24 protein-coding genes, 1 pseudogene and 1 riboswitch are annotated in these 25,421 nt (G+C 61.0%); of the genes and pseudogenes, 5 read left to right on the forward strand and 20 right to left on the reverse strand.

All coding sequences use genetic code 11. The features are described from left to right. Nucleotides 1-53 precede the first annotated feature (53 nt). Nucleotides 54-169, reverse strand: a riboswitch (glycine riboswitch). A 507-nt stretch (nucleotides 170-676) separates the two neighbouring features. Then, nucleotides 677-1,843 (forward strand): type III PLP-dependent enzyme, encoded by a 1,167-nt coding sequence (locus ACTG19_RS06835; RefSeq protein ID WP_043818871.1) that lies wholly within the window; start codon nucleotides 677-679, stop codon nucleotides 1,841-1,843. An 88-nt stretch (nucleotides 1,844-1,931) separates the two neighbouring features. Here the strand turns inward: ACTG19_RS06835 and ACTG19_RS06840 are convergent, their stop codons facing one another. Next, nucleotides 1,932-2,900, reverse strand: coding sequence for a calcium/sodium antiporter (locus ACTG19_RS06840; RefSeq protein ID WP_043818872.1), 969 nt, complete (start codon nucleotides 2,898-2,900; stop codon nucleotides 1,932-1,934). 126 nt (nucleotides 2,901-3,026) lie between these two features. Continuing rightward, nucleotides 3,027-3,500: a peroxiredoxin gene (locus ACTG19_RS06845; RefSeq protein ID WP_216949474.1), complete on the reverse strand. Its 474-nt coding sequence runs from the start codon at nucleotides 3,498-3,500 to the stop codon at nucleotides 3,027-3,029. Between the two features lie 155 nt (nucleotides 3,501-3,655). Between ACTG19_RS06845 and ACTG19_RS06850 the strand changes: the two genes are divergently transcribed. Next, the gene (locus ACTG19_RS06850) at nucleotides 3,656-4,582 is read left to right on the forward strand and encodes a phenylacetate--CoA ligase family protein (RefSeq protein ID WP_113738928.1); all 927 of its coding nucleotides are present in this window, start codon (nucleotides 3,656-3,658) and stop codon (nucleotides 4,580-4,582) included. Nucleotides 4,583-4,673: 91 nt separating this feature from the next. Here ACTG19_RS06850 and yfcD read toward each other — a convergent pair whose 3' ends face one another. Beyond that, nucleotides 4,674-5,156: an NUDIX hydrolase YfcD gene (gene yfcD, locus ACTG19_RS06855; RefSeq protein ID WP_216948183.1), complete on the reverse strand. Its 483-nt coding sequence runs from the start codon at nucleotides 5,154-5,156 to the stop codon at nucleotides 4,674-4,676. A 203-nt stretch (nucleotides 5,157-5,359) separates the two neighbouring features. Between yfcD and ACTG19_RS06860 the strand changes: the two genes are divergently transcribed. Beyond that, nucleotides 5,360-5,578: a DUF1107 family protein gene (locus tag ACTG19_RS06860; RefSeq protein ID WP_287866291.1), complete on the forward strand. Its 219-nt coding sequence runs from the start codon at nucleotides 5,360-5,362 to the stop codon at nucleotides 5,576-5,578. 52 nt (nucleotides 5,579-5,630) lie between these two features. Here the strand turns inward: ACTG19_RS06860 and ACTG19_RS06865 are convergent, their stop codons facing one another. The 11 genes and pseudogenes from ACTG19_RS06865 to ACTG19_RS06915 form a co-directional block, all read right to left on the reverse strand. Continuing rightward, on the reverse strand, nucleotides 5,631-5,945 hold the full coding sequence (locus ACTG19_RS06865; protein ID WP_139741800.1) for a DUF2845 domain-containing protein: 315 nt from the start codon (nucleotides 5,943-5,945) through the stop codon (nucleotides 5,631-5,633). A gap of 188 nt (nucleotides 5,946-6,133) precedes the next feature. Next, a complete protein-coding gene (locus ACTG19_RS06870) occupies nucleotides 6,134-6,745 on the reverse strand; it encodes an FKBP-type peptidyl-prolyl cis-trans isomerase (RefSeq protein WP_005338405.1) in 612 nt (203 codons plus the stop codon). A 150-nt stretch (nucleotides 6,746-6,895) separates the two neighbouring features. Next, nucleotides 6,896-7,620, reverse strand: a pseudogene (locus ACTG19_RS06875) (copper homeostasis protein CutC). A 41-nt stretch (nucleotides 7,621-7,661) separates the two neighbouring features. Further along, entirely contained in the window at nucleotides 7,662-8,564 is a 903-nt protein-coding gene (locus ACTG19_RS06880) for an ROK family protein (protein WP_005343908.1), read from the reverse strand. Between the two features lie 108 nt (nucleotides 8,565-8,672). Further along, nucleotides 8,673-9,179: a GNAT family N-acetyltransferase gene (locus ACTG19_RS06885; protein ID WP_058059158.1), complete on the reverse strand. Its 507-nt coding sequence runs from the start codon at nucleotides 9,177-9,179 to the stop codon at nucleotides 8,673-8,675. Next, nucleotides 9,167-9,973: a M48 family metallopeptidase gene (locus tag ACTG19_RS06890; RefSeq protein ID WP_005358873.1), complete on the reverse strand. Its 807-nt coding sequence runs from the start codon at nucleotides 9,971-9,973 to the stop codon at nucleotides 9,167-9,169. Before ACTG19_RS06890 ends, ACTG19_RS06885 begins: the two co-directional genes overlap by 13 nt. 181 nt (nucleotides 9,974-10,154) lie before the next feature. Then, on the reverse strand, nucleotides 10,155-11,129 hold the full coding sequence (locus tag ACTG19_RS06895) for a PstS family phosphate ABC transporter substrate-binding protein (RefSeq protein ID WP_439988910.1): 975 nt from the start codon (nucleotides 11,127-11,129) through the stop codon (nucleotides 10,155-10,157). A gap of 178 nt (nucleotides 11,130-11,307) precedes the next feature. Then, nucleotides 11,308-12,603 (reverse strand): phosphate regulon sensor histidine kinase PhoR, encoded by a 1,296-nt coding sequence (gene phoR, locus ACTG19_RS06900; protein ID WP_005338413.1) that lies wholly within the window; start codon nucleotides 12,601-12,603, stop codon nucleotides 11,308-11,310. A gap of 8 nt (nucleotides 12,604-12,611) precedes the next feature. Beyond that, on the reverse strand, nucleotides 12,612-13,301 hold the full coding sequence (phoB, locus tag ACTG19_RS06905; protein ID WP_005338414.1) for a phosphate regulon transcriptional regulator PhoB: 690 nt from the start codon (nucleotides 13,299-13,301) through the stop codon (nucleotides 12,612-12,614). Between the two features lie 101 nt (nucleotides 13,302-13,402). Beyond that, nucleotides 13,403-13,813, reverse strand: coding sequence for a VOC family protein (locus tag ACTG19_RS06910; protein WP_107682390.1), 411 nt, complete (start codon nucleotides 13,811-13,813; stop codon nucleotides 13,403-13,405). 129 nt (nucleotides 13,814-13,942) lie between these two features. Beyond that, nucleotides 13,943-15,622, reverse strand: coding sequence for a sigma-54-dependent Fis family transcriptional regulator (locus ACTG19_RS06915; RefSeq protein WP_257687137.1), 1,680 nt, complete (start codon nucleotides 15,620-15,622; stop codon nucleotides 13,943-13,945). 236 nt (nucleotides 15,623-15,858) lie between these two features. Here ACTG19_RS06915 and exaC point away from each other — a divergent pair, with 236 nt between their 5' ends. Then, nucleotides 15,859-17,376, forward strand: coding sequence for an acetaldehyde dehydrogenase ExaC (gene exaC, locus ACTG19_RS06920; RefSeq protein WP_439988911.1), 1,518 nt, complete (start codon nucleotides 15,859-15,861; stop codon nucleotides 17,374-17,376). Between the two features lie 80 nt (nucleotides 17,377-17,456). Here exaC and ACTG19_RS06925 read toward each other — a convergent pair whose 3' ends face one another. Then, nucleotides 17,457-18,242 carry a helix-turn-helix transcriptional regulator gene (locus ACTG19_RS06925; protein ID WP_101529838.1) on the reverse strand — a complete coding sequence of 262 codons (786 nt, stop codon included), beginning with the start codon at nucleotides 18,240-18,242 and terminating at the stop codon, nucleotides 17,457-17,459. Nucleotides 18,243-18,475: 233 nt separating this feature from the next. On the opposite strand from ACTG19_RS06925, the gene ACTG19_RS06930 reads away from it, so the two are divergent. After that, nucleotides 18,476-19,375 carry a DMT family transporter gene (locus tag ACTG19_RS06930; RefSeq protein ID WP_439988912.1) on the forward strand — a complete coding sequence of 300 codons (900 nt, stop codon included), beginning with the start codon at nucleotides 18,476-18,478 and terminating at the stop codon, nucleotides 19,373-19,375. Nucleotides 19,376-19,451: 76 nt separating this feature from the next. Here ACTG19_RS06930 and ACTG19_RS06935 read toward each other — a convergent pair whose 3' ends face one another. From ACTG19_RS06935 to ACTG19_RS06955, 5 genes are all read right to left on the reverse strand, one after another. Next, on the reverse strand, nucleotides 19,452-20,147 hold the full coding sequence (locus tag ACTG19_RS06935; protein WP_005338420.1) for a response regulator: 696 nt from the start codon (nucleotides 20,145-20,147) through the stop codon (nucleotides 19,452-19,454). A gap of 3 nt (nucleotides 20,148-20,150) precedes the next feature. Further along, nucleotides 20,151-21,719: an ATP-binding protein gene (locus tag ACTG19_RS06940; RefSeq protein ID WP_439988913.1), complete on the reverse strand. Its 1,569-nt coding sequence runs from the start codon at nucleotides 21,717-21,719 to the stop codon at nucleotides 20,151-20,153. Nucleotides 21,720-21,736: 17 nt separating this feature from the next. Next, nucleotides 21,737-23,287 (reverse strand): NAD-dependent malic enzyme, encoded by a 1,551-nt coding sequence (locus ACTG19_RS06945; RefSeq protein ID WP_439988914.1) that lies wholly within the window; start codon nucleotides 23,285-23,287, stop codon nucleotides 21,737-21,739. A gap of 23 nt (nucleotides 23,288-23,310) precedes the next feature. Beyond that, a complete protein-coding gene (locus tag ACTG19_RS06950) occupies nucleotides 23,311-24,627 on the reverse strand; it encodes a 2-hydroxycarboxylate transporter family protein (protein ID WP_113738937.1) in 1,317 nt (438 codons plus the stop codon). A gap of 518 nt (nucleotides 24,628-25,145) precedes the next feature. Then, nucleotides 25,146-25,316, reverse strand: coding sequence for a hypothetical protein (locus ACTG19_RS06955; protein WP_085942059.1), 171 nt, complete (start codon nucleotides 25,314-25,316; stop codon nucleotides 25,146-25,148). Nucleotides 25,317-25,421: the final 105 nt, after the last annotated feature.

Here is a 25,421-nt window from a genome sequence, read left to right on the forward strand (position 1 = left end):
TCAGAGGCGATCGGATGCGGGCTAAGCCAAAGTACAACCCAAAGTACAACCATCCCATCCCCTCTGTCCTTTTGCCTGAGAGTTTCCGGCGCCAGCCTGCCCTTGCGGGTAGTCATGGTGCCTTGCTCCTTCGGCGCCCGATTTAACGGGTCTCTCCAGAGTATCGTCCAGTAGCAGTCCACACCGGTTGCCCAGTACCTGAAAGATTCACTTCTTCGGTGGATGGTTGCCCATCGCTCTCCTGCTACCTTCATCCGAACTAGTTTGGATTAGGAAGTCGGCATGTTAATCCAAAAAATGTGAGCTGTCTCGCACTTGGCTGCCCCCATTTATATTTTTTTAGTGACCGCCAGAACCGCGACAAGAATGTTAAATGTTAGTTAACTATCAACAAGTTAGGCTCTCACGGATCAAATGTGGCCCAAACGGGAAAAATGGCGGATAGAGAACAGTGATCCCTCTCGTTTCGCCAAGAAAATCTTGCCAACATATCCAATCAAAATGCTTGCACACAGAATCAATAAGCCGATAATCCGCTGCATAACCAAGCACTTTGCCATCAATTTATGCACTGTGTTCGGTTGGTCCCACCGGACCGCTCGCCTGACCCGGCCGTCGCCGGTTCAATCGCATATGGCTTGGGCATATCACGCCCCCTAAGGATGACCAAAAGAGAATGAACGAGACCCTGGTTGCAAAAGATGTGGTCGCACAAGATTACCGTCAGCTGGTTGAACAATTCGGCTCCCCCCTGCTGCTGCTCGACAAGGCAGCCGTCCGCAAACAGTATCGGGCCCTGGCCGCCGCCCTGCCCGATGTACGATTGCACTATGCACTCAAACCCCTGCCCCATGAGGCGGTGGTCTCTGTCTTGAAGGAAGAGGGGGCCTGTTTCGATCTGGCCACCAATGGCGAAGTGGATCTGGTGCGCAGTCAGGGGGTTCGCCCGGGACGTTGCATTCATACCCATCCCATCAAGCGCGACAGCGATATCCGTTATGCGCTCGAGTTCGGCTGCACCGTGTTTGTCTACGACAACCCGCTGGAGCTGGAAAAGTTCATTCCCTACAAGGACGAAGTGAAACTGCTGCTGCGGGTCAGCTTCCCCAACCCCGAGACCAAGGTCGATCTCTCCAAGAAGTTCGGCTGCACTCCGGAGCAGGCGCTGCCGCTGCTGCAACTGGCCCACGCCAAGGGGATCAAGGTGATGGGGCTGTCGTTCCACGTCGGCTCCCAGGTACCCCACGCCCGTCGCCATGTGCAGGCCATCGACGCCTGCCGCGAGATCATGGAGCAGGCCTGGGCGCTTGGGCTCAAGCCCTGGGTGCTGGATATCGGCGGCGGTTTCCCGGTGGATTATGAGGGGGGCGAGTTCGATATCGACGGCTTCTGCGCGCCGATCCGCGAAGCGCTGGCCAAGTTGCCCGCTACCGTGCAGAAGATTGCCGAACCGGGCCGCTTTATCAGCGCACCGGCCATGACTTCGGTTTCAAGCGTGATGGGCAAGGCCCACCGCGGCGACAAGATCTGGTACTACCTGGATGACGGTCTCTACGGCAGCTACAACGGCCAGCTCTATGACCACGTCACCTATCCGGTGAGCACGCCTTATGCCAGTGGCGAGCAGCACAACTCGGTGCTCTCCGGCCCCACCTGCGACAGCGTGGATGTGATCCGCGATGGCATCATGCTGCCGGATCTGGCTATCGGCGAGTTGGTGGTTGGCAAGGTGATGGGCGCCTACACCTGGGCCTCCGCCTCCACCTTCAACTTCTTCCCCAAGGCCAGCATCCTCATTCTGGACAGCAGCCAGAAGGGGCAGAAGCTGGTGGCAGTAGCCTGAGCACACCGCTCGCTCGCCAACAGATTCACTGGGCAAAAACAAGAGGGGGAAGCTTGAGCTTCCCCCTCTCTCATTTCTCCAACCCCTATCAGATAAACTGACTGGTCAGCAGCCAGCCGGTGTAGGCGACGAAGCAGGTGAGCAGCACGCCCCCCTCCAACCGGTTGATGCGGCCCTGCCCCTTGCGGCCCAGACACATCACCAGCAGCAGCAGGGTCAGCCCCATCATGATGCTCCAGTCACGGGTGAGCACCTCCGGCGCCACATCGAGCGGGTGGATGCCCGCCGCAATCCCCACCACCGCCAGGGTGTTGAACAGGTTGGAGCCGAGCACGTTGCCAAGGGCCAGATCATGCTCGTTCTTGCGAATGGCGATAAGCGAAGAGGCCAGCTCCGGCAGAGAGGTCCCTACCGCGACTATGGTGAGACCAATCACCAGATCGCTGATACCAAGTGCCTGAGCGATGGTCACCGCCCCCCACACCAGCAGGCGGGAAGCGCCGATCAGCAGCACCAGCCCGACCACCAGCCAGAAGATGGCGCTCTTGAGGGACATCCCCTCGCTCTCGATATCCTCGGCGGTCTCGGTATCCAGCGCATCTCCCTTGCCATTCATGCCAGCCCAGATGGACCAGCCCATCAGGGCAACGAAGACGGCCCCCAGAATGACCGCATCCATCCGGCCCAGATGGCCATCCATCAGCAGGGCGCCGGAGAGCAGGGTAATACCGAGCAGGATCGGGATCTCCTTGCGCACCACCTGAGAGGCCACCGCGATAGGGCTGATCAGTGCCGTCAGACCCAGGATCAGCGCGATATTGGTGATGTTGGAGCCATAGGCGTTGCCGAGCGCCAACCCGGGATTGCCCTGGGACGCCGCCAGCGCCGAGACCACCATCTCCGGGGCCGAGGTACCAAAACCGATGATCACCATGCCGATCAGCAGCGGCGGCATCCCCGCATAACGGGCAGTGGCGGCGGCACCGTCGACAAACTTGTCTGCACTCCAGACCAGCAGCGCCAGTCCGGCAATCAGGGCAACAAAAGCCAGGGTCATAGGATCTTCATCTCTTGTTATCTGCAACGAAGCGCCAGCCCAAACGGGCAGGCACCATGGGAAAGTGGCGCCAGTGTAGCTGTGCCACCTCCCATTTCAAGGGGAAATCAAACCGTGATTAACATTTCACAGTGCAGCCAGCAGGCTCGCGGCATCGGAGACCTCGAACTTGCCCGGCGCCTCCAAAAACAGCTGCTCGACCACACCATCATTGGCGATCAACGCAAAGCGCTGGGCGCGGATGCCGCCAAAGGCGCCGGTATCCTTGGCCAGACCCAGCGCCCGGGTCCAGCTGCCATCGCCATCCGCCAGCATGGTGATCGCCTCGGCATTCTGGGCCGTCTGCCAGGCCCGCATCACGAAAGCATCGTTGACCGAGAGGCAACAGATGGCATCCACCCCTTTGGCCATAAACTGATCGGCCAGCACCACATAACCGGGCAGATGAGCATTGGAGCAGGTGGGAGTAAAGGCGCCGGGTACCGCAAACAGCACCACTTTTTTACCGGCGAACAGCGTCTGGCTATCCCGCAGCTGCTTGCCCTCGGCGGTGATAAAGGTAAATTCGCCAGCAGGCAGGGGGTGTCCTACAGCAATCATGATTTCTCGTCCTGAGTCGTGATGGGAAGTCGCCAGTTTATCCCAGAGTGATGATGCCGCCTAACAGCGGCTCTGAGCCTGACCATGGATAGCGGCAAGCATTTTCCCCTTGGGCAGACTACTCTTGAGCTGGTTTCACGGCGCCAGGAGGCCCCATGCAACACTATTACGATGGTCTGGAAATTCGTCCCCCCGCCATGCGCGAACAGCAACAACTGGACCAGCTCAATCATCAGCTTACCCATGTCAGTCAATATTGCGCCGGTTACTCCAGCGCCTATCGCCAGTGCCGCCTCGAGGATCTGGCAGAGCTGGCCACCCTGCCACTGCTCGACAGCAAAGAGCTCTTTGCCGCCCAGCAAGCTCATCCCCCCTTTGCCGGTCTCACCGGCCGTCCGGCCAGTCAGGCGCTGCGGGTATTCTCCTGTCCGGGCCAACTGGCCATCCCCGAATATGCCGGGGCAGACTGGTGGGGCGCCGCCCGAGCGCTGTTTGCCGCCGGTTTCAAGGCGGGGGAAGTGATGCTCAACGGCCACGACTATCATGCTGGCCCCACCGCCTTTATTTTCGATAACGGCGCCCGCCAGCTGGGGGCTCCCGTGGTACCCTGCGGCCCCCACGATACCCAGCGCCAGCTGGAGGCACTGCTGCGCTATCAACCCACCGGCTATGTCGGCCCGCTGGTGACCCTGCTCGACCTGCTGGAAGCGGCCGAGGCGGCGGAGATCCCGAGCGACTCGCTGCGCCACGCCCTACTGTGCGAAGCAACCCATCCCGAAACGGCACCGCTGCGCGCCATTCATGGCATTGCGGCCCTCAACTGTCTGGTGTGGCAGGATGTGGGGGTGGTGGCCTACGAGAGTCAGCCCGGTCAGGGCTTTATCGTCAACGAGAGCTGCATCGTCGAAATCATCGATCCCGCCAGCGGCAATCCCGTCAGTGGCGACGAGACCGGCCAGCTGGTGGTGACCCGGCTCGATCTGGAGTATCCATTGTTGCGTCTGGCCACCGACTGGCAGGGGCACTGGATCGCCAAGCAGAGCGCTTGCGGGCGCACCAACCGGCGCCTTAAGCTGGTGTAGCAGATCAACTAAATGCACAAAGGCAGACGGGCAGCCATCAGGCTGCCCGTCTTGTCTCTGAACTGGAAAAGAAAATATCTAAAGGGAGACGTTAGCGTCTCGCCTGCCAAATGGCGATGGCGAGCAGGGAGTCGGGGGTAAATTCACTGGCGCGCTCGGCAATCTCGGCCAGGCTCATCCAGTGCACCGCGCTCACCTCTTCGGCCTGCAACTGCAGCGGCCCCTGATAACGGCAACTGAAGAGGCCACCCCAGACCCGGTAGCCCTCCCCTTCCGCATAAAAGCTGCCAAAGCCCTGCAGAGGAACATCCATAATCCCCAGCTCCTCGGCCAACTCGCGGCGGGCGGAGCGCTCCATCTCCTCACCGGTGGTGACCACGCCACCAGCGCAGGCATCCAGCATGCCGGGGCAGAAATCCTTGCTGAGGGTGCGTCGCTGCACCAGGATCCGATCCGCGTCGTCGAGCACCAGAATATAGCTGGCGCGATGGCAGAGATTCTCCCGCCGCACTTTGGCTCGCTCGGCCACGCCAATCACCCGGTTATCCTCGTCCACCACATCAACCCATTCCACGCACAGGCCCTTTTATTTGTTCCATTCAAGCCCGCAGTATATCGGTGCGGTGGTTTGCCATGGCACAACTTTTTCGATGATGCCGTCAATTTGCCGAGCTCACTGGCAAAATAAGGATTCATGCAAATCTTTATAAACCGTCATATCAGTGTCATCGACCGACACCATAGTGTGCCCTGTCCAGGCAATCAGGGAACCGTGTGATGAAGGTATTCAAGCAGTTATCCCCACGGCAGATCGCTCGCTACATCAAGAGCTTTCATCGAGGCTATTTTGCCATCGAGTCGCTGGGGACATTTGAATTCAACGCGGGCAGGATCAGCCTCCATGGCCTGACCTGCCGCCAGCGGCTAAGACTGGCTCGTCAGATCAATCAGGCCGTCAGCCAGCTTCGTCACAACGACCCCTTGCCGGACATGTGAGTCAAAGGGTCTTGCCCTACTGTCTGTTGTGCATCCATGCTTTGCCCGCCGGCTACTGGCCGCGCGGGCCGTTTTCGATGTCAGTCACCTTTCCATTGCGCACCGTCACAAAGCGCATGAACTCGTTCTTGCCGAAGTTGTAGGTCCAGCGTTCGCCATATTTGACCTCAACCACAGTGCCGTGCAGATTCTCCTCGTTACGGGTAATATCTTCCCGCAACATCGGCTCGCCGCACTTGAGCAGCATCTCGGCGGTACTGTCACCCTCGCTGATCAGGGCATTCTTGCAGCGCATGGCATCGGCACTGGCCGGAATACTCAGCAGCAACAGAGCAAGCCCCGCTACATTCTTCATCTTATTGCTCATCGGGTTCTCCTTATCCTCTCTAATGAGTCGCAGTATGCCTGTTCCCGTTTCTGAAAAAACCAGTCAATGGCGCAAAAAAGCCGCCCTTTTCTGCTCTCCAACCTGCTGACCGCGACAAATACTGTCTATCACATAACCCAAAAACAAACGGCGACCCGAGGGTCGCCGTTTGCATCAAGCCAGCAGGATCACAGGATGTCCAGCAGCTCGACTTCAAATACCAGTGCAGAGTAAGGCGGGATGGAGCCCGCGCCACGGGCACCGTAGGCCAGATCGTGGGGGATGTAGAGCTTCCACTTGGAACCAACCGGCATCAGCTGCAGCGCTTCAACCCAGCCAGCAATCACGCCAGTCACCGGGAATTCAGCCGGCTGGCCGCGAGCGACGGAGCTGTCGAATACACCACCGTGGGTGAAGGTACCGTGGTAGTGCACACGCACGGACTGACCGGCTACCGGAACGGCACCGTTGCCTTCTACCAGCACTTCGTACTGCAGACCGGAGTCGGTCACCTTCACTTCAGCGCGCTTGGCGTTGTCAGCCAGGAAGGCTTCGCCGTCAGCAGCGGCGGCCTTGGCGGCGGCTTCCTGCTCTTCTTGCATACGCGCAGTGATCACCTGGAAGGCATCATTGATATCGTCACGGCTGACCGCGAACTCCAGACCATTCAGGGCATCTGCCAGACCTTGTTGCAGAGCCGGGATATCCAGACCGGCGAAGGCTTGCTGCGCCAGCTGATCACCCATGTTGCGGCCGATGCCATAGCTGGCCTTCTGTTCGATAGAGTCGTATTGGGACATTGAGATGTTGCTCCAGATCCATGTAGTAAAGAGGCGGGATAATATCAGACTTTTGGCCGGGGTGCTGCCGGGGGCGCCCCTGATTTCCCCGTCAGTGGGAGGAACTTCACACAAGATACGGATGAACGCCGCCCAACGGCGGCGATCTGCTTAACCGCGATCCAGCAAGGCTCTGACCGCGGCCACCTTGGCGCCATCGGTGATATTGACCCGGCCATCATCCGAGGTGCCCATATTGACGCCATGGGGCACATGCCGCCGCGCCAGCCCATGCCGGACATATGCACTTCGCTCACTCCGGTGAACTCGATGATGGTACGCACATTGTCGGCATTGACCCCGGCCCCCGGCATCAGGCTGGCACGCCCCGCCAGCGCCAGCTGCATCTCCTGCAGGGTCTCCAGCCCAGCCAGCGCGGTCGGCGCATGGCCCGAGCTCAGAATGCGCTCGCAACCGGCCGCGACTATGGTCTCCAGATCGAGGCGCCAATCGGAGGAGAGGTCGATGGCGCGATGGAAGGTGACTCCCAACGGGCCTGCTGCATCCACCAGCTGTTTGAGCTTGGCGGCAGGCACCCGCCCCTCCTCATCCAGCAAACCGACCACCACCCCTTGCAGCCCCGCAGCGCGGGCCGCCGCGATATCTTGCAGCATCATCTCGAACTCGCCGTCGTTGAAGCAAAAATCCCCGGCGCGCGGGCGGATCATGGCATAAACCGGCACGGTGGCATGGCGGGCAGCCTTCTGCATAAAACCGTAGGAGGGGGTCAGGCCCCCCAGACCCAGCGCAGAGCAAAGCTCGATGCGATCAGCCCCGGATTGCTGGGCGGTGAACAGGGATTCCAGGTTGTCGATACAGATTTCAAGACGGGTCATGAGGACTCCTTTTTCGGGGAGATCAGACCCCACATCTGATCTCATAGATTGAGCAAGGCTGCGCCGCGCACACCACCGGCACCGCCGAAGCGGGCCTGGCGGATCTCGGGCAGGGCGACCCCGGGCAGCAAGTGACCGGGCAGACGCAGCGGCAGCTGTTCATAGAGGGCGGGCAGGCCGCTCAGGCCGCCCCCCAACACCACCACTTCGGGATCAATCACCGAAATGGCGGTGGCAAGCCCGGCTGCCATGATCTCCAACCAGCAGTCGACCGTCTCGACCGCATGGGGTTCATGGGCCTCGAAGCGTCCCACAATCTGGTGACCCGTGGCGCGCTGGCCATGGAAATGGTGATAGAGACGCTCCAGACCGGTGCCGGAGGCATAGGTTTCAAAACAGACCAGACGGCCGCAGCCGCAACGGGGACGGGGCAACTCGGGGTACTTCATCAGCATGGTCGCGGGCAAGGGGTAGTGACCAATCTCGCCAGCCAGCCAGTTGCGCCCCTGAATAAGCTTGCCTGCCAGATAGACGGCGCCGCCGATGCCGGTGCCGATGGTGACGCCAAGCGCACTGCCTGCGCCGTCGGCTGCCCCTTGATGCACTTCGGACCAGAGGAAGCAGTTGGCGTCGTTATCCACCTTGACCGGCCGCTCCAGCAGTTCGGCCAGATCTGCGCCCAGATGGCGACCATTGATGGAGGGCAGATTGGCCGCCACTATGCTGTGATCCTGGCTATTGATGACACCGGGAAAACCGATACCGACCGAGCCCCGTGCGCCGAAGCGGGCATCCGCCTGCTCGACCCGGGAGCGGATCAGCTGCTGCAACCCCTCGTAATCGTTGCCCGGGGTGCTCATGCGCTCCTCGTGGCAGAGGTTCAATGCACCGTCATAGACCGCAAAGGCGATCTTGGTGCCACCGATATCAAAGCCGTAATACATGCCAGCACTCCCTTGTCAGCCCGTGTTTATCCAACTCTGTTTCAAGGGGGACATTGTATTAATTCGCAAAAAAAATAAAGTGACCGAAGGCGAAAAACGGGAGAGTGATCAGAGCAAACGGCTCATTTGTCGCTGCAGGCAGGGCTGCCCGAGGCTTATCAGGGTGCGCTCCTCGCCATCAAAGACGAAGCCACGGCGCAGGTAGAACCCCTCGCCGATGTGGTTGCCATCGAGCAGCCACAATTTGACGCTATGGCAGCCGGCGCGGCGCATCTGCATCGCCACCGCCTGCCACAGCCGTTTGCCATAGCCTTGTCGCCAATGGTCGGGATGGAGGTAAAAGGCGCGGATCAGGGCGCTGCTCTGCCCCGCTTCCTGCTGTGGTTGCCAGTAGAGCAGGCCAATCACCACCTCATCGAGACAAAGCAGCATGGGCCTTGGGCCCGGCTCGGCCAGACGGCTCTGCCAGATCTGCAGATGGGCGGTGACGTCCAGCTGCTCCAGCAGGTCGGCACCGAGCACCTTGCCATAGGCAGCGAGCCAGCTGGCTCGCTGCATCACCGTCATGGCAGCAGCATCGTCGCTGCGCGCCATGCGCAGGCTTATGCCTTGCATTGGGGCACCAGACCGTTGGCGCGGGCCTGCTCATAGAGCGGCAGCACTTGCGCCTGTTGCGCCTGCAACTCGGCGATCCGGTTCTCGTTGCTCGGGTGGGTAGAGAGCAGTTGCGGCGGAGTGTTGCCACCGGCGGCGGCACTCATGTTTTGCCACAGGGGGATCGCCTCGGCCGGATTGAACCCGGCGCGCGCCATCAGCTCAAGTCCGAGCCGATCCGCTTCGCTCTCCTGAGTACGGCCATAGGGCAACATCACCCCCACCTCGACCCCGAGGCCAAGGGCAGCCATGGTGGCGCCGCGATACTCGCTGGTGCCCATGGCGATGTCCGCAGCCGCAAGACCAATCCCCGCCAGCTGGCTGCGCGAGAGTCGCTCGTTGGAGTGCTGGGCCAGCACGTGAGTCAGCTCGTGGCCGATGACGGTCGCCAGCTGATCCTGATTCTTGGCCACCTTGAGCAGGCCGCTGTAGACCCCGATCTTGCCGCCGGGCAGGGCGAAGGCGTTGACCTGTTTGGAGTCAAACACCACCACTTCCCAGTTGGTGATGCCATAGCTGGCCGGCACCTGGGCGGTCACCGCCTTGGCGACACAGGAGACATAGGCGTTGAGTTTGGCATCCTTGCTCACCTTCTCCTGCTTTTTCATCTGCTCGAAGGAGTCAGCGCCCAGCTGGTTCATCTGCTGGGGAGAGTAGAGCAGCATCTGGCTGCGGCCGGTCGGCGACTGGGCGCAGGCGACCAACAGGGAACTACAGAGGGCTACCAGGCCAAACTTGGTGAGGGACGCAATCATGAAGGGATCCTTTGCCATAACGTTGCCCTATTCTCGGAAATGCCGCCCTGCTGCGCAAGGGAGCCAGCCCCCGGCTGGCGGAAAAATATCCATCCTGCGCTATTAACAAAACTGACAGCCGCCAAAAACAAAACGAGCCCGCTTGGGGCTCGTTTTATCAGGGCATGCTGACTGCAGGCAGTTACATGATACCCAGCTTTTTCAGGTCAGCCTGTACCACCTTGGCCGGCACCGGCACGTAGCCATCTTTGGCAACGATGTTCTGGCCCGCTTTGGAGAGCATCATCTTGACGAACTCTTGCTCCATCGGGGAGAGCGGCTTGTTGGGGTGCTTGTTCACGTAAACGTACAGGAAGCGCGACAGCGGATATTTACCGGTGATGGCATTATCAGCCGTGGCATCGACAAAGGTCTTGCCATCCTTGGAGAGCGGAATGGCACGCACGCCGGAGGTAACGTAACCAATACCGGAGTAACCGATACTGTTAAGGGAGGCAGAGACAGACTGCACCACGGAGGCAGAACCCGGCTGCTCGTTCACGCCGCTCTTGAAGTCGCCGTTACACAGGGCGTGCTCCTTGAAGTAACCGTAGGTACCGGATACGGAGTTGCGACCGAACAGTTGCAGATCCTTGCTGGACCAGCTGCCATCCAGACCCAGATCAGACCACTTGGTGGCAGCCTTGGCTTCGCCGCACTTGAGGGTGCTGGAGAAAACGGCATCAACCTGCTGCATGGTCAGCCCCTTGATGGGGTTGTCCTTGTTGACGAACACCGCCAGGGCATCGACGGCCACGCGGATGGCGGTCGGCTTGTAGCCATAACGCTTCTCGAATGCTTCCTCTTCACCAGCCTTCATGGCGCGGCTCATCGGACCAAACTGGGCAACCCCTTCGGTCAGGGCAGTCGGCGCGGTAGAGGAGCCAGCGGCCTGGATCTGCACGTTGACGTTGGGGTACAAACGCTTAAATTCTTCTGCCCACAGGGTCATCATGTTGGCCAGAGTATCAGAGCCTACCGAGGACAGGTTGCCAGAGATGCCGCTGGTCGGGGTGTAATCCGGCAGATCCTTGTCGACACCGTAGGCCAGGGCGCTGGCAGAAAACAGGGTTGCTGCGGTAAATCCGATTACACCAGCCAGTTTGTTGAGTTTCATCCAATCTCTCCAAAGTTACAGAAGGTCCGTTCTTAAGACGGGGCCAGTATCTGACCTGGCAGTGACAAATTTATGGATTTAATGTGACACTTTAATGACATGGCGACAGATTTGAACAAATGAAAAGAGGGCCCGTTCAAAGGCCCTCTTTTTGCAGCTAACTCATTGCCATAAAAGACTATTTAATCACCACCATACGGCTCGGGATGAGAAAGCTGAAGCGGCTGCCAAGGCCGACCCGGCTCTCGATATCGAGCTGGCAGTCGTGATGACTGAGGGCATGCTTGACAATGGCAAGGCCCAAGCCTGAGCCGCCGGTGTGGCGCGAGCGTGCCTTGTCGACCCGATAGAACCGCTCGGTCAGCCGCGCCAGATGCTCGGGGGCAATCCCCTCCCCTTCATCGCTCACGGCAAACAGCGCCATCGCCCCCTGCTTGCGCCACTCCACGGTAATTTTTCGCCCCGCCGGGGTGTAGTGAATGGCGTTGTAGACCAAGTTGGAGACAGCACTGCGCAGCTGCTCCTGATCCCCGCGCACCAGCAGATTGGGCTGCACCACAAATTCGAGCTGGTGGGCCCGTTCGCCCGAGAGCGCCCGCGCCTCCTGCTCCAGCAGCCCCAGCATGGCAGGCATGTCCACCAGGTGGGAGAGATCCACGGTCGGAGCCGCCTCGATACGGGAGAGGGTGAGCAGCTGATTGACCAGATTATCCATCCGGATGGTCTGCTCCATCATCACCCGATGCGCCTTGGCCCACATGGCGGGCGGGGGCGGCTCCTCGGTCATCTCCAGATAGCCCTTGAGCACGGTCAGCGGGGTGCGCAGCTCGTGAGAGACGTTGGAAACGAAGTGCTTACGGGTCTTCTCGAGACTGCGCAAGCGGGTGACATCCCGCACCACCAGCATCGCCTGATCCGAGGCGTAGGGCATGATGCGAAACTCGAGAAACTTCTCCTCGTTGACCGGGGAGTGCATCTCGAGGGGCTCGTCATATGCCCCCTTGCCCAGATAGGCGTTAAAGGCAGGATTGCGAATGAGGTTACCGATATGCTGGCCGGCATCCTCCGGCCAGCGAAAACCGAGCAGTTGCTCCGCCAGCCGGTTGCACCAGAGGATGCTGCCATCGGTGCGAAACACTACGGCGGCATCGGGCAGCGCCTCGGCACCCTCCCGGAAGCGGCGGATCAGCCCCGCCAGCTCGCGGCGACGGGCGCGGTGACGCTGCTGCAGCTTGTAGATACCGTTGAAGATGTACTCCCAGCTGCCATTGCCGCTGGGGGGCACCAGGCTGCGGTCGTGCCACAGCCAGTCAGAGAGCCGCTTCTGGAAGCGATAGTGCCAGCCCAGATGCAACACGGCCGCCACCAACAGGCAGAGGGCAAGATGATCAATCAACCAGCCAACCAATGCGAAGGGGGCGTAAAAAAACGCCATTCGCCACAACTGTCGCCGCCAGGCGTAAGGTTGCAACATAACTGCCTCTAGAGACGGGTTGAGAAGCGGTATCCGGCTCCACGCACCGTCTGGATCAATCTGTCGTGCCCTGTCTCTTCAATCGCCTTGCGCAGGCGACGAATATGCACATCCACGGTTCTGTCCTCGACGTACACATTGGTACCCCAGACATTATTGAGCAGCTGTTCACGGCTGTAGACCCGCTCAGGGTGAGTCATGAAGAAGTGAAGCAGCTTGAATTCGGTCGGCCCCATGTCGAGCGCCTTCTCTTCGGCACTGACCCGGTGGGAGACAGGATCGAGTTTCAGCCCCTGCACCTCGATCACCTCATCCACCGAGGTGGGTGACACGCGGCGCATCACCGCATGGAGGCGAGCGGTCAGCTCCTTGGGCGAGAACGGCTTGGTGATGTAGTCGTCGGCTCCGGCCTCCAGACCACGCACCTTGTCCTCCTCTTCACCGCGAGCGGTGAGCATCACCACCGGGATCTGGCGCGTCACCTCATCTTGCTTGAGCTGCTTGATAAACTGGATGCCACTGCCGCCCGGCATCATCCAGTCGAGCACGATGAGTTCGGGGTAGGGTTCGCGCACCTTCGCCAGTCCATCGGCGTAATCTTCCGCTTCAATCGTCTCATATCCCTTCTGCTCCAACACGAAGCAGAGCATTTCGCGGATCGGTGCTTCGTCCTCGACCACCAGAATTCGCTTAGCCATTCCCTTCTCTCTCCTCTGTGAAGATGGGTGCGCCAATTATTAGAATTTTCTGTGACACTTTTATGACTTTATGACAGGCGGGATGATAAACGTTTTCAGATTCAGTTGGCAGCAGTACGTTGCAACAAGTCCCACCGGTTGCCGCTGATATCCTCAAACACCACCACAGTGCCATAAGGCTCGTCACGAGGCTGTTCACAAAAATGAACACCGTACGCCTGCATGCGCTGGTAATCCCCCCAGAAATCAGTGGTCTCGAGGAACAGAAATACCCGGCCACCGCCCTGCTGGCCGATGGCGGCCTGCTGCTGCGCATTGGCCGCTTGTGCCAGCAGCAACGCGGAACCGGGGGCACCTTTGGGGGCAACCCGTACCCAGCGCTTGCCCGGTTTGCCCGGTTCATCGAGCCGAGTGTCTTCCAGGAGCGCAAAGCCAAGTCCCTCGGTAAAAAAGCGAATGGCCTGATCGTAATCAGCCACCAGCAGAGTCAGCGCCCCTATGTGTTGTGACATGGCAGAAAAACCTCAACGGATGAGTCAACGGGCGCAATGCCCCGGCCAAGGCGCATCATAGCGGCTGGATGGGCAGGGCTCCAGCCGTCATGTGCGTCTTGAAAACGACCGGTGAGGGGGAGTGAGCACTCAAGGGGCTTCGCGCAGCGTCCGGTAGAGGGTGGTTCGGCTGATCCCCAGCTGGCGCGCGGCCTCGCTGACGTTGCCGCCGCATGCCGCCAGCGTTTGCTGCACCTGCCGCCGGGTTTGTTCACGCAAGCTGGTCGCCTCCCCCATCGGCAAGACGCCGGGCTCTGTGGCCACACTGGGCAGATGCAGGTGGGCGGGTTCTATCCAACCCAACCCCTCTGCCAGCACACAGGCCACTTCCAGTGCCTGCTTGAGCTGGCGCACGTTGCCGGGCAGCGGATGGGCCAGCAGCTGTTGCTCCGCATCGCGGGTCAGACGCAGGGTCCGGTCCATCTCCGCCAACAGTCGCTGGATCAGCCCCAGACGCTCAGCGGCAGGCCAACGGCGCAGCGGCATCAGCTGCTGGCGCCAGCCGCAGATCCGGTAATAGAGGTCTTCGCGAAATGCGCCACTCTGCACCATGGCCGCCAGATTCCGGTGGCTGGCACTGACCAGCCAGAAATCCACCGCCTCCGGCTTGTGACTGCCAACCGGCGTCACGCTGCGCTCCTGCAATACCCGCAGCAGTCGGGTTTGAGCCTGCAGCGGCAGTTCGCCAATTTCATCGAGCATCAGCATGCCGCCGTGGGCTGCGCGCAGATAACCCTGACTGCCCTGGCTGCGGGCACCGCTGAAGGCCCCGCCCACATAGCCAAACAGCTCGGCTTCCACCAGATCTGCTGGTAACGCGCCGCAGTTGACGCACACCAGTGGCTGCTCCCGCCGACTCGACGCTCGGTGCAGGGCCCGCACCAGATGCTCCTTGCCGCTGCCGGTCTCCCCCTCGATAAGCAGAGAAATGCCGCGCTCCAGCATCTTGAGCGGCACCTGCTGCGGATGTGGCATCGGGCTTGAGTGACCCGGCAGCGCGGTGCAGGAAGATGTCGCGTCCGCTTCTGGCACCAGCCGCAAGCCACGCCCCTCGCGCAGCAGTTGCCTGCCATCGAAAGGGTGTTGGCCGAGCCAGAGCCGGCCTGCCCGGTTGGCGCCGAGCAGTTCCCCCTCCTCTCCCAGCAACAGGCGAGCGGACCAGAGGCTCTGGGGCTCGAGATCCACCAGCCAGCCCGGCTGGCGTGCCAACAGCGCGTTTTCGAGGGTCATGGCCAGCAGCCGCACCGTGCCCAGCATGTCGCCATCGTGATGGGCAGCGTCGGTGGAGATATCGAGCACCCCGAGCAATTGCCCATCCGGCCCGAGCAACGGGCAAGCGCTGCAACTGAGGAAGCTGTGCTGGGCGAAGAAGTGCTGATTGCCGAGCACCTGTACTTCACTCTGCTCGGCCAGCGCGGTACCGATGGCGTTGGTGCCCTTGCTCGCCTCACCCCAGCGGGCGCCACTGCGCAAAAAGATACGCTCGGCATGGCGGGCGAACCCCTCATCACCACTGGCGGCCAGAATGGCCCCCTCACCGTCACACAACAACAGGCGACAAGGGCGACCCGCCAGCAGCTGGGCAAACAGCGGCAGCACGAAGCGCTGGAAGCAGGCGATCAGCGCCCTGTGCTGCTCCTGACGGGCCGACAACTCCCCCCGGGGCAGCAAGTCCAGATCGGCGCTCTGCTGGCGGCTCAGCCCCTGATGCAGGCAGCGCTGCCAGGAACGCTGGATCGGACCGGGACCGGGTTGAAGTGACTCACTCATCACGCCTCCTGTTCACAAACAGCACGACTGTCTCGGCCACTGTCCAGAAACGGTACAGTTTTATCGCAATAGCCGTGGTCATTGGTTAACCAAGATACGCTGCCACACCCCATTTTATAACGTTTTTGTAACCTTCTATCTGCTGGTCAGACCCTTTGGCACGCCCCTTGCGATATCAGCTGGCAACCGGTCTGTCAGCCAGCCCGGTCAGGATCACACACTTAAAGGATGATGAGATGATTTATACCGCTCCCGGTCAGGCAGGTGCCCTGGTCAGCTTCAAGTCCCGTTACGACAACTTCATCGGTGGTGAGTGGGTGGCACCTCGCGCCGGCCGCTACTTTGAAAACATCTCGCCAGTGGATGGCAAAGTATTCTGCGAGGTCGCCCGCTCCGACGCCGCCGATATCGAGCTGGCGCTGGATGCCGCCCACAAGGCGTTCTCCAGCTGGAGCAAGACCAGCGTCACCGAGCGCAGCAATCTGCTGCTGCGCATCGCCAATCGCATCGAGCAGAACATCGAGCGACTCGCCATCGCCGAAACCTGGGAGAACGGCAAGGCGGTGCGCGAAACTCTAGCCGCCGACCTGCCGCTGGTGGTGGATCACTTCCGCTACTTCGCTGGCTGCATTCGTGCTCAGGAGGGCTCGGCCGCCGAGCTGGATCAGAACACCGTCAGCTACCACTTCAAGGAGCCCATCGGCGTGGTCGGCCAGATCATCCCGTGGAACTTCCCGCTGCTGATGGCTGCCTGGAAGCTTGCCCCGGTGCTGGCGGCGGGTTGCTGCAGCGTGCTCAAGCCCGCCGAGCAGACCCCGGTCACCATCATGCTGATGATGGATCTCATCAAGGACATCCTGCCCCCCGGCGTAGTCAACGTGGTCAACGGCTTCGGCGCCGAGGCAGGTCAGGCGCTGGCCACCAGCAACCGGATCCAGAAACTGGCCTTTACCGGTTCGACCGAAGTGGGCGCCCATATCCTTCGCTGCGCAGCCGACAAGCTGATCCCCTCCACCGTGGAGCTGGGGGGCAAGTCCCCCAATATCTACTTCGCCGACGTTATGCAGCACGAGAGCAGCTACATCGACAAGGCGGTAGAAGGGATGCTGATGACCTTCTTCAACCAGGGGGAAGTGTGTACCTGCCCCTCCCGCGCGCTGGTGCAGGCCAGCATCTATGACGACTTCATGGACAGGGTGCTGGCCCGTGCCCGCACCATAGTGCAGGGCAACCCCCTCGATACCGCCACTCAGGTGGGAGCGCAGGCGTCTCGCGAGCAGTTCGACAAGATCCTGGGCTACATGGAGATCGGCCGCGGCGAAGGGGCCAAGATGCTGATCGGCAGCGGCCCGGCCAAGGTGAGCGGACTGGAGGGGGGATTCTACATCCAGCCCACCATCTTCTCCGGTCAGAACAAGATGCGGGTGTTCCAGGAGGAGATCTTCGGGCCGGCTCTCGGGGTCACCACCTTCAAGGACGAGGCGGATGCTCTGGCGATTGCCAACGACACCCAGTACGGGTTGGGGGCAGGCCTGTGGACCCGCGACAGCAATCTGGCCTGGCGCATGGGGCGTGGCATTCAGTCTGGCCGGGTCTGGGTCAACTGCTACCACGCCTACCCGGCACACGCCGCCTTTGGCGGTTACAAAAAGTCGGGGATCGGCCGCGAGACCCACAAGATGATGCTGGACCACTACCAGAACACCAAGAACCTGTTGGTGAGTCACGACATCAACCCGCTCGGCTTCTTCTAGCGCAAGCAGATGTCATCAGAAAGGGCGCCTGCGGGCGCCCTTCTTGTTTTGCTTCATCAGATGACATGTCCGGCGATTTGTTATCGGCCTGACTGTAGGCGATAACGCTGGGGGGAGCAGCCCAGCTCCCGGTTGAACATGGCGATAAAGGCCGAGGTGGAGCCGTAACCGAGCCGCCAGCTGATCTCCTGAATGGGCATGTCGCCCTTGAGCCAGGCCAGCGCCTTGAGCAGCCGCAGCCGCGCCCGCCACTGACCGAAACTCATCCCCAGCTCCCGCAGGCAGCGCCGCGCCAGGGTGCGCTCTGTGGTGTGCAGTTGTCCGGCCCACTGAGCCAGAGTACGGGGATCGGCAGGATCGCTGTGTAACGCCGCCAGCATGGGAGCCAACAGCTTGTCCTGACTCATCGGCAGGTAGCTCTCCTGACAGCGGGTGCGCGCCAGTCGCTCCACCAGCAACTCGGCCTGACGCTGATCCCACTCATCCGCCATATGGCTCACCCGCCGTTCGCAAAAGTCGCTCAGCAGGGCGCGGATCAGCGGGGTGAGCAGCAGCAATCTGGGCTCTGGCGGCAGCTTGGCCGCCAGCTCGTGGCTGACGTAGATGGAGGTGTAGTCGAGGGTCTGCTCGTTGTAGGAGGTGTGCTCGAGATCCGCCGGCACCCAGATAAGATAGTCGGCAGGGGCCACCAGTCGCTGATCCCCCAGCTCTATCTCCATGATCCCCAGACTGATCATGTTGAGCTGGCCCCAGGGGTGGGAGTGCAGCACGGTCGCGCTGTCGGCCAGCATCTGCTGGTAACTGAAAAAGAGCGGATTGGGAGCGGGCAGAACGACATCTACCGGCTGAAACTGGTGAGTGGCCATTAGCGCCCCTTGTCAGCGAGAGATAGGAGCAGGCGTGATGCAACGCCCTGTTGGCTCGGTCTCCGGCACAGGCCAAAAGCAGCCATCAGTTGCGAGCAAACGCAGCCCGTGTGGGCCGGAATAAGGTACATCAGAAAGAGTTGTCTTTTCTGCTGGGTCATCTGTCTGTTTTACGCTACTTAATAATATAAAGACAAGGGTAGACTTGGCCCCCTGTTAATAAGGAGCCTCTGATGCGAATCTTTTCCCCTCTTCTCTTTCCGCTGATGGCGGTGCTGATCTGGGCTACCAATATCGTGGTTTCCAAGGCGGCTGCCAGCGTGCTCGACCCCGCGGCTATCTCCTTCTATCGCTGGGTGATTGCCGCCCTGGCGCTGACCCCTTTCTGCCTGCCCGCCCTTTGGCGGCGACGCAGTGAGGTTCGCCCCTGGCTCGGCAAGCTGCTGGTGCTGGCGGCGCTCGGTATGGTGCTCTACCAGTGTCTGGCCTATTACGCCGCCCACAGCACCTCGGCTACCAATATGGGGGTGATCGGCTCCCTCATTCCGCTGCTTACTCTGCTGCAAGGGGCGCTCTTCTTCGGCCAGCGTCCCGGCAAACAGGCACTGCTCGGCATGAGTCTCTCCCTGTTCGGGGTGCTCTGGCTGCTTGGCAAAGGCGAACCGCTTGCCCTGCTCCACAACGGCATCAACCCGGGGGATGCCATGATGCTGCTGGGCTCCGCCAGCTACGCCCTTTACGGCCTCTTGATCCGCCGCTGGCACCTGCCGTTTGGCCCCTGGCTCAACCTCTACATGCAGATCCTGCTGGCGGTACTGCTGCTGGTGCCACTCGCCCTCAGCGCCGACTCGATGGCGGTGCCAGCCGAAGGGTGGGGACTGGTGCTCTTCGCCGGGCTTGCCTCCTCCCTGCTAGCGGCTTACTGCTGGATGCGCGGCCTCGCCTGCATGGGCGCCGAGCGCACGTCGGTCTTTATGAACCTGATGCCACTCTGTACGGCGCTTATCGCCGTCGTCGGTCTGGGCGAGCCGATCCACGGCTACCACCTGCTGGGCGGCGGCCTCATTCTGGGGGGCGTGATGATCTCCCAGCTGAAGGGGCGTGCGCCGGTAGCCGAACGGGAAGCTGCCTGAGTACCAACATCGTCCGGAAACAACAAGGGAGCCCATGGCTCCCTTGTTGTTTCTGCAATGCACACCAGTGCGCATCTCAACCGGCCCGGCGCCAGCGGTAACGCCGCTCCGGTCGCCCCCGCTGACCGTAGTTGAGATCCACATCCACCCTGTCTTCCGACTCCAGATACTCCAGATAGCGGCGCGCCGTGGTGCGGCTGAGGGAGAGTCGCAGCGCCACGGTGTCGGTGGAGAAGACGTTCTCCGGCTCGCCCGCCAGCAGATCCAGCACCTGACGCAGGGTGATGCTGTCGATCCCCTTGGGGGTGACGCGCATCTCCTTGATCTGGGAGCGCCCTCCCTTGCCCAGCAGCTTGTCGAGATCTTCCTGCTCCAGCCGACCTCGCTCGCACAGACGGCTGTGCAGTTGCAGGATCTCGTCCAGGCTTTGCTGAATGCGAAACAGCCGCAGCGGTTTGATGACGTAGTCATGAACCCCCAGATTGAGGGCCTGCTGGATGGTCTCCACATCCCGCGAGGCAGTCACCATGATGACGTAGGCTTCGCGGTTGTGGCTGCGCAGGCGGCTCACCCACTCAAGGCCGGAGCCATCGGGCAGGGAGACATCCACCAGCAGCAGTTGGGGCACCACACCGGCCATCATGGCATCGGCCTGGGCCAGGGTGCCAGCCCGCCCCAGCAGGGAGAAACCAGGTGTCGCCGCCACCAGTTCTGACAAGATGGCACCGATCCGATCGTCATCTTCAATAACAAGCGTGATTATTGGGTCCATGGCTCACATTAATTGGTTTTTATTCAAGTAGATACCAAACAGGGTGGTCTGCTCGGCGGTTCGCCGCCATTCTATCACACCCTCGTGTCGACCCACGGTCTCCTTGACCAGGAACAGACCCACCCCGTGATCGCCACTCTGGCGACTCACCCCGTAATCGAACAGGTGATCGGCCAGTTCCTCGTCGACCCCCTCGCCACTATCCTCCACCTCGATCACCAGCCGCCGCCCCACATCGCACAGGGAGAGCAGCACCCGCGGCGGCCGCTGCTGGCGGTTGCGCCAGGCCGCCTGCAGGCCGTTATCCAGCAGGTTGCCAATGAGGGTAATGAGATCGGCCGAGACCGAGGCCGGATACTCCGCCAGCGCCGAATCGGGATCGAGCTCCAGGGTCACCCCCAGCTCGCGAGCCCGGCTGAACTTGCCGAGAATAAGCCCCGCCACCGGCTTGTTGTCGATCAGCCGCAGCAGCTCCTGCAGCATGGTCTGGCACGCTTCGTTCTCCTGCTGGATCAGCTCCACCGCCTGATCCACATGGCCCAGCTGCAATAGGCCGGAGAGGCTGCTGAGCTTGTTGGCGAACTCGTGGCTCTGCATCCGCAGCATCTCGGCATACTGGCGCAGGTGGGTCACCTGTACCCCCAGACTGGCAGCCACCTCCGGACGGCTGAAGATCAGCAGCCGCCCCGGTGCCTTGCCCTGCACCGCCTGCCAGCGGCCGACGAAGGACTCCCCCTGAATGGTGAAGCTCACTTCCCCACCCTCCTGCTCCAGACAGGGGGCAAGGGGTGGCACCAGCTCCGCCAGCGACTGCCCCTGCAGGGCATGGCGCCCGGTAACCGGCAGCCGCAGCTGATAGCTGGCGGTGCTGTTGATCATGTTGATGTTGCCGCGGCCATCGAGGGCAATCACCCCTTCGGTGATGTGCTCCAGCACCAGATCCTGCAGGGTGAAGCGGCGCACGATCGCCTCCGGCTCCAGATCGAGCAGGGTCTTGCGCAGCAGGTATTGCACCCAGAGTGCCAACAGCAGGCCGCACCCCAGCACCGCAACGATGGCGCAGATGAGCAGGGCCACCCGCTCCATATAGATACCCTCCACCTGCTGCATCAGGTAGCCCACCACCACGGCCCCCATGACGCGCCCGTCACCACCCACCACCGGGGAGAAGCAGCGGATCGCCGGCCCCATGGTGCCCCGATCCTTGGAGCAGTAGCTGCGCCGCTCCTGCAGTGCGGGCCAGATATCCTCGCCGCGAAACTTCTGTCCCACCAGCTCGGGGTTGGGGTGGCTGAGGCGGCGACCATGCTCATCGGTCACCACCATATAGGTGGCGTCGGTGCGGTTGCAGACGGCCTCCACATAGTCGCGCAGAGTCAGATCACTGCCCTGGCGCAGAGCTTCGACCACCCGGGTGTCCGCCGCCATCACCCGTGCCAGATCGCTCCCCTTATCCTGCAGGTTGCTCTCCAGCAGATGGCGGATAAAGAGAGCCAGCAGGCTGCCCAGAATGAGGATCAGCAGCAGGGAGAGCCCAAGAGAGAGGGTGACCAACTGGTGGCGAAGTTTCATGCACATACCTTAAAACGTCAGGACGCTGCCCAATAGTGCGGATGCCACCAGGTCTGGTCAATCAAAGGAGCCGGATCGCCGACAAAATCGGCCAATCCTTCCTCGCGGGCACAGAGTGCCACCGCTCTGGCCACGGCGCGGGCCACCTCTCCCACCTGCTCGATGGGGGGCAACAGCCGACCCGCCACCAGCGGATAGGCGCCAACTGCCCGCACCGCGGCCAGCAACATGCCATCGCTGATGCGGCGCGCCTTGACGGCGCAGGCTCCGAGACCAATGCCCGGAAAGACATAGACGTTATTGCACTGGGAGACTACCCGCCGCTCCCCCGCCACCGTCACCGGCGCAAAGGGGCTGCCGGTGGCCAGCAGGGCGCGGCCATCTGTGGCAGCCCAAACCTGCTCGGGGGTAGCCTCGGCGCTGCGGGTCGGGTTGGAGAGTGGCAGGATCACCGGCTGCTCGCACACCTCCCCCATCGCCTGCAACACCTCGTCAGTAAAGAGGCCGCCCTGACCGCTCACGCCAATCAAGACCGCCGGGCGCATCTGGCGGATGGTCTCCAGCAGCGAACTGCTCCCCTCCTCCACGGCACGGGCAAATGGCTGTTGGGCACGAGTCAAATTGGGACGATCGCTGCAGACCACCCCATCCTGATCAAACAGCCAGACGCCGTCGTGACTCCCCGCCAGCTGGGCCAGCATGGCGGCGATGCCGCAACCGGCAGAGCCCGCTCCGACGATCAGCACCGGGGCATCACTGAGGGTGGTCCCCGCCTGTTGCAACCCGGCCAGCACGCAAGCGGAGGCGACCGCCGCCGTGCCCTGAATATCGTCGTTGAACATGCAGAGCTCGTCCCGATAACGGGTCAGCAGGTTGGCGGCATGCTTGCCGGCAAAGTCTTCAAACTGCAGCACCACCTGGGGCCAGCGCTTGCGAATGGCGGCCACCACCTTGTCCATGAAGTGGTAATAGCTCTCGCCGTCAATGCGCGGGGATTGCCAGCCGAGGTAGGAGCCATCCTCCAGCAGCTCGGGGTTGTTGGTGCCTACATCGACACAGAGCGGCAGGGTGCGCGCCGGATTGATGCCGCCAGCAGCGGAGTAGAGCGCTAGCTTGCCGATGCAGATCCCCATGCCGCCGATACCGAGATCGCCGAGCCCCAGCACCCGCTCACCGTCGGAGATGACTATCACGTCGACCTCCTGCTCCACCGACTCGAGGATGTCGTCGAGATCGTCCCTGTCATGCCAGGAGAGATAGAGGCCGTGGCTGCGCAGATAGAGGTCGCTGTGGCGCTGGCACGCCTCCCCCACCACCGGGGTGTAGATGATCGGCAGCAGCTCCGGCAGATGGTGGCGCACCAGATCGTAGAAGAGCACCGGGTTGTCCTCCTGCAGCTGGCGCAGCAGCAGATGCTGGTCAAACGGACTCTGCATGGCGCTGACCAATCGGTAGATCCGGCGCCGCTGCTGGGAGAGGGACTCCTCCTTATGCGGCATGCGGCCGCGTACACCCTGACGCTTGCGTTCTGCATAGGGCAGGCTGGTACCCATCATGATGTCGTTCATCTTGTTTGTTCCTCAATCCGGTATCAGGCAAGCAGGGAGATAAGAGCGGTCGCCAAAATCAGCATCACAGCGCCACCGAGACGGGAGGAGATCTGGGCAAAAGGCATCAGCTTCATGCGCTGGGCCGCCGAGAGCACGGCCACATCGCCGGTCCCGCCCATGTTGGCCATGCAGAGCCCGCCGGTGATGGCCGCCTCAATGGGATAGAAGCCGATCATCCGGCCCACCAGCGCCGCGCCGAGGGCGCCACCGATTACGGTGACCATGACCAGCACGAAGTAGCTGATGGAGAAGGCGCTGATCAGTTCCGGAATACTGGTGTAGGCGACACCGATCCCCACCAGCAGGGAGGGGGTGAGGTTGCTCACCACAAACTGATACCAGTCGGCCGCCGCCTGCTCATAACGGCGCGGCAGCAGGCCGCTCACCTTGATAAAGGCGACCGCCAAAATCATCAGGGCGAAGGGGTGCATGGGGATAAAGTTGCCAAGCAGAGAACCCAGCACAAACATGCTGGAGCTGATAAAAAGCCCCATACCCAGACTCTGCAGGGTCGGCGCTTCGGCCTGCTCATCGGCAATGCTCTGGCTACTCTCTTTAACCATCAGCTTGCCGTTGCCAGTCAGGGAGGGGTAACGGCGACCGAGCCGCGCCAGCAGGGAGCCCACCAGAATGGCCAGGGTATTGGCGATGACCACCGCCGGTACCATGCGCGACAAGAGATCCGCACTGGACATCTGCATCGGGCCGGAGAGGATCTCCACCAGGGGCACGGCACCGGCGCCCATGCCACCGCCCATGATGGGCAGGCCGATCAGCAGCACCGCATTCTTGAAGCCATACCCCATCAGGGAGCCGACCAGCCCCACGCTCAGCAGCGCCAGTGCGACGCCACCAAGAATGACCGGCAGGTAGCGCATGGCGGCATTTTTCAGCAAAGCGCCGCTCATGCCGAACACGGAGCCAGTCACCAGACTGGCGATAAAGAAGTTGAGAAAGCCTCCCTCCTTCATGAAGTTGGTGATGACCTGCCCCGCCTGCACCGGCAGCAGCTGATATTCAAACAGGGCGGCGCCGCCAAAGATGGCGAGGATGGTGCCGCCACCCAGATATTCACGGATCGGCATGATCCGCTCACCCAGCTCGGTCAGCAGGGTGCCCAGCACGAACATCAGCGCCAGCGCACCGACCATGCCCAGCGGCAACGAGCCATTCCAGCCGGAAAAGAGAACACAGGTCGCCAACCACAGAAATATAAAGAGCGGCATACCGGCAATTTGTTGGCCGCCCATAAAGGCGGCCTTTTCTTGTGTGGTTTGTAGGGGTGAGAGGTTTTTCATTGTTATGTACTCTGCGTGTGATTGTGGCCACTACTTTATTGATCCCCCTCTCCCCTGTCGGTTAGCCAGACTGCAAAGCCATATAAAAACATTAAAAACTTAAACATCATGGTGCCTCCAACGTGCGCTGCACAATAGAACACCAGACATACGATACCCGACCAAGTCAGGAAATAGGGCGATAAAACGAGCGAGCCCAATGGCGGATATTTTGGTGATCAGCAGTAATAACGATGCGATGATCTCTCCCCCTTAGGGGAAATAACAGAGCCAGATGACAAGCTCTGCGACCATTTATCGCCACAGATCCTGTGAGTGATAATCAGCGGGCAGTGTCATCGCCATGACGCGAGTGCTACGGCATGCCACATCAGGGTTTGAGTCGGCGTGCAGGAAGCACCCACGATGAAAAATGGTGAGAAGAAAGATGCAAAAAGGGGAGATTGAAATAGTGATGAGTCAAGCCAGCGAATACCAGAGCACTGGCTTGAACTCACAAGGATCACACACGGTCAGGTCTATTCTGCCAACAGCAATGGAATATTGGCGGGGTCAAAATCATGACTGATATCGGTACTTCTGATAGCGCCTTCCCGATTCACGCCATGGTGTGACTCTGCACCATATTCCCCATCACTCAACAGCACTTCAATTGCCAGATACACACATCCACTGTCATATCCATCCACAACCCGTTTCCCCCTTGTTTTATAACCCCATCAATATTAGCGGATAAAAAAAGAGCTGCTCGCTGAAGCTGAAAATTTCATGAAAATAACCACCGGATATCCTCC

It is taken from the genome of Aeromonas sp. 3P (assembly GCF_051919745.1).
GTDB lineage: Bacteria > Pseudomonadota > Gammaproteobacteria > Enterobacterales > Aeromonadaceae > Aeromonas > Aeromonas veronii.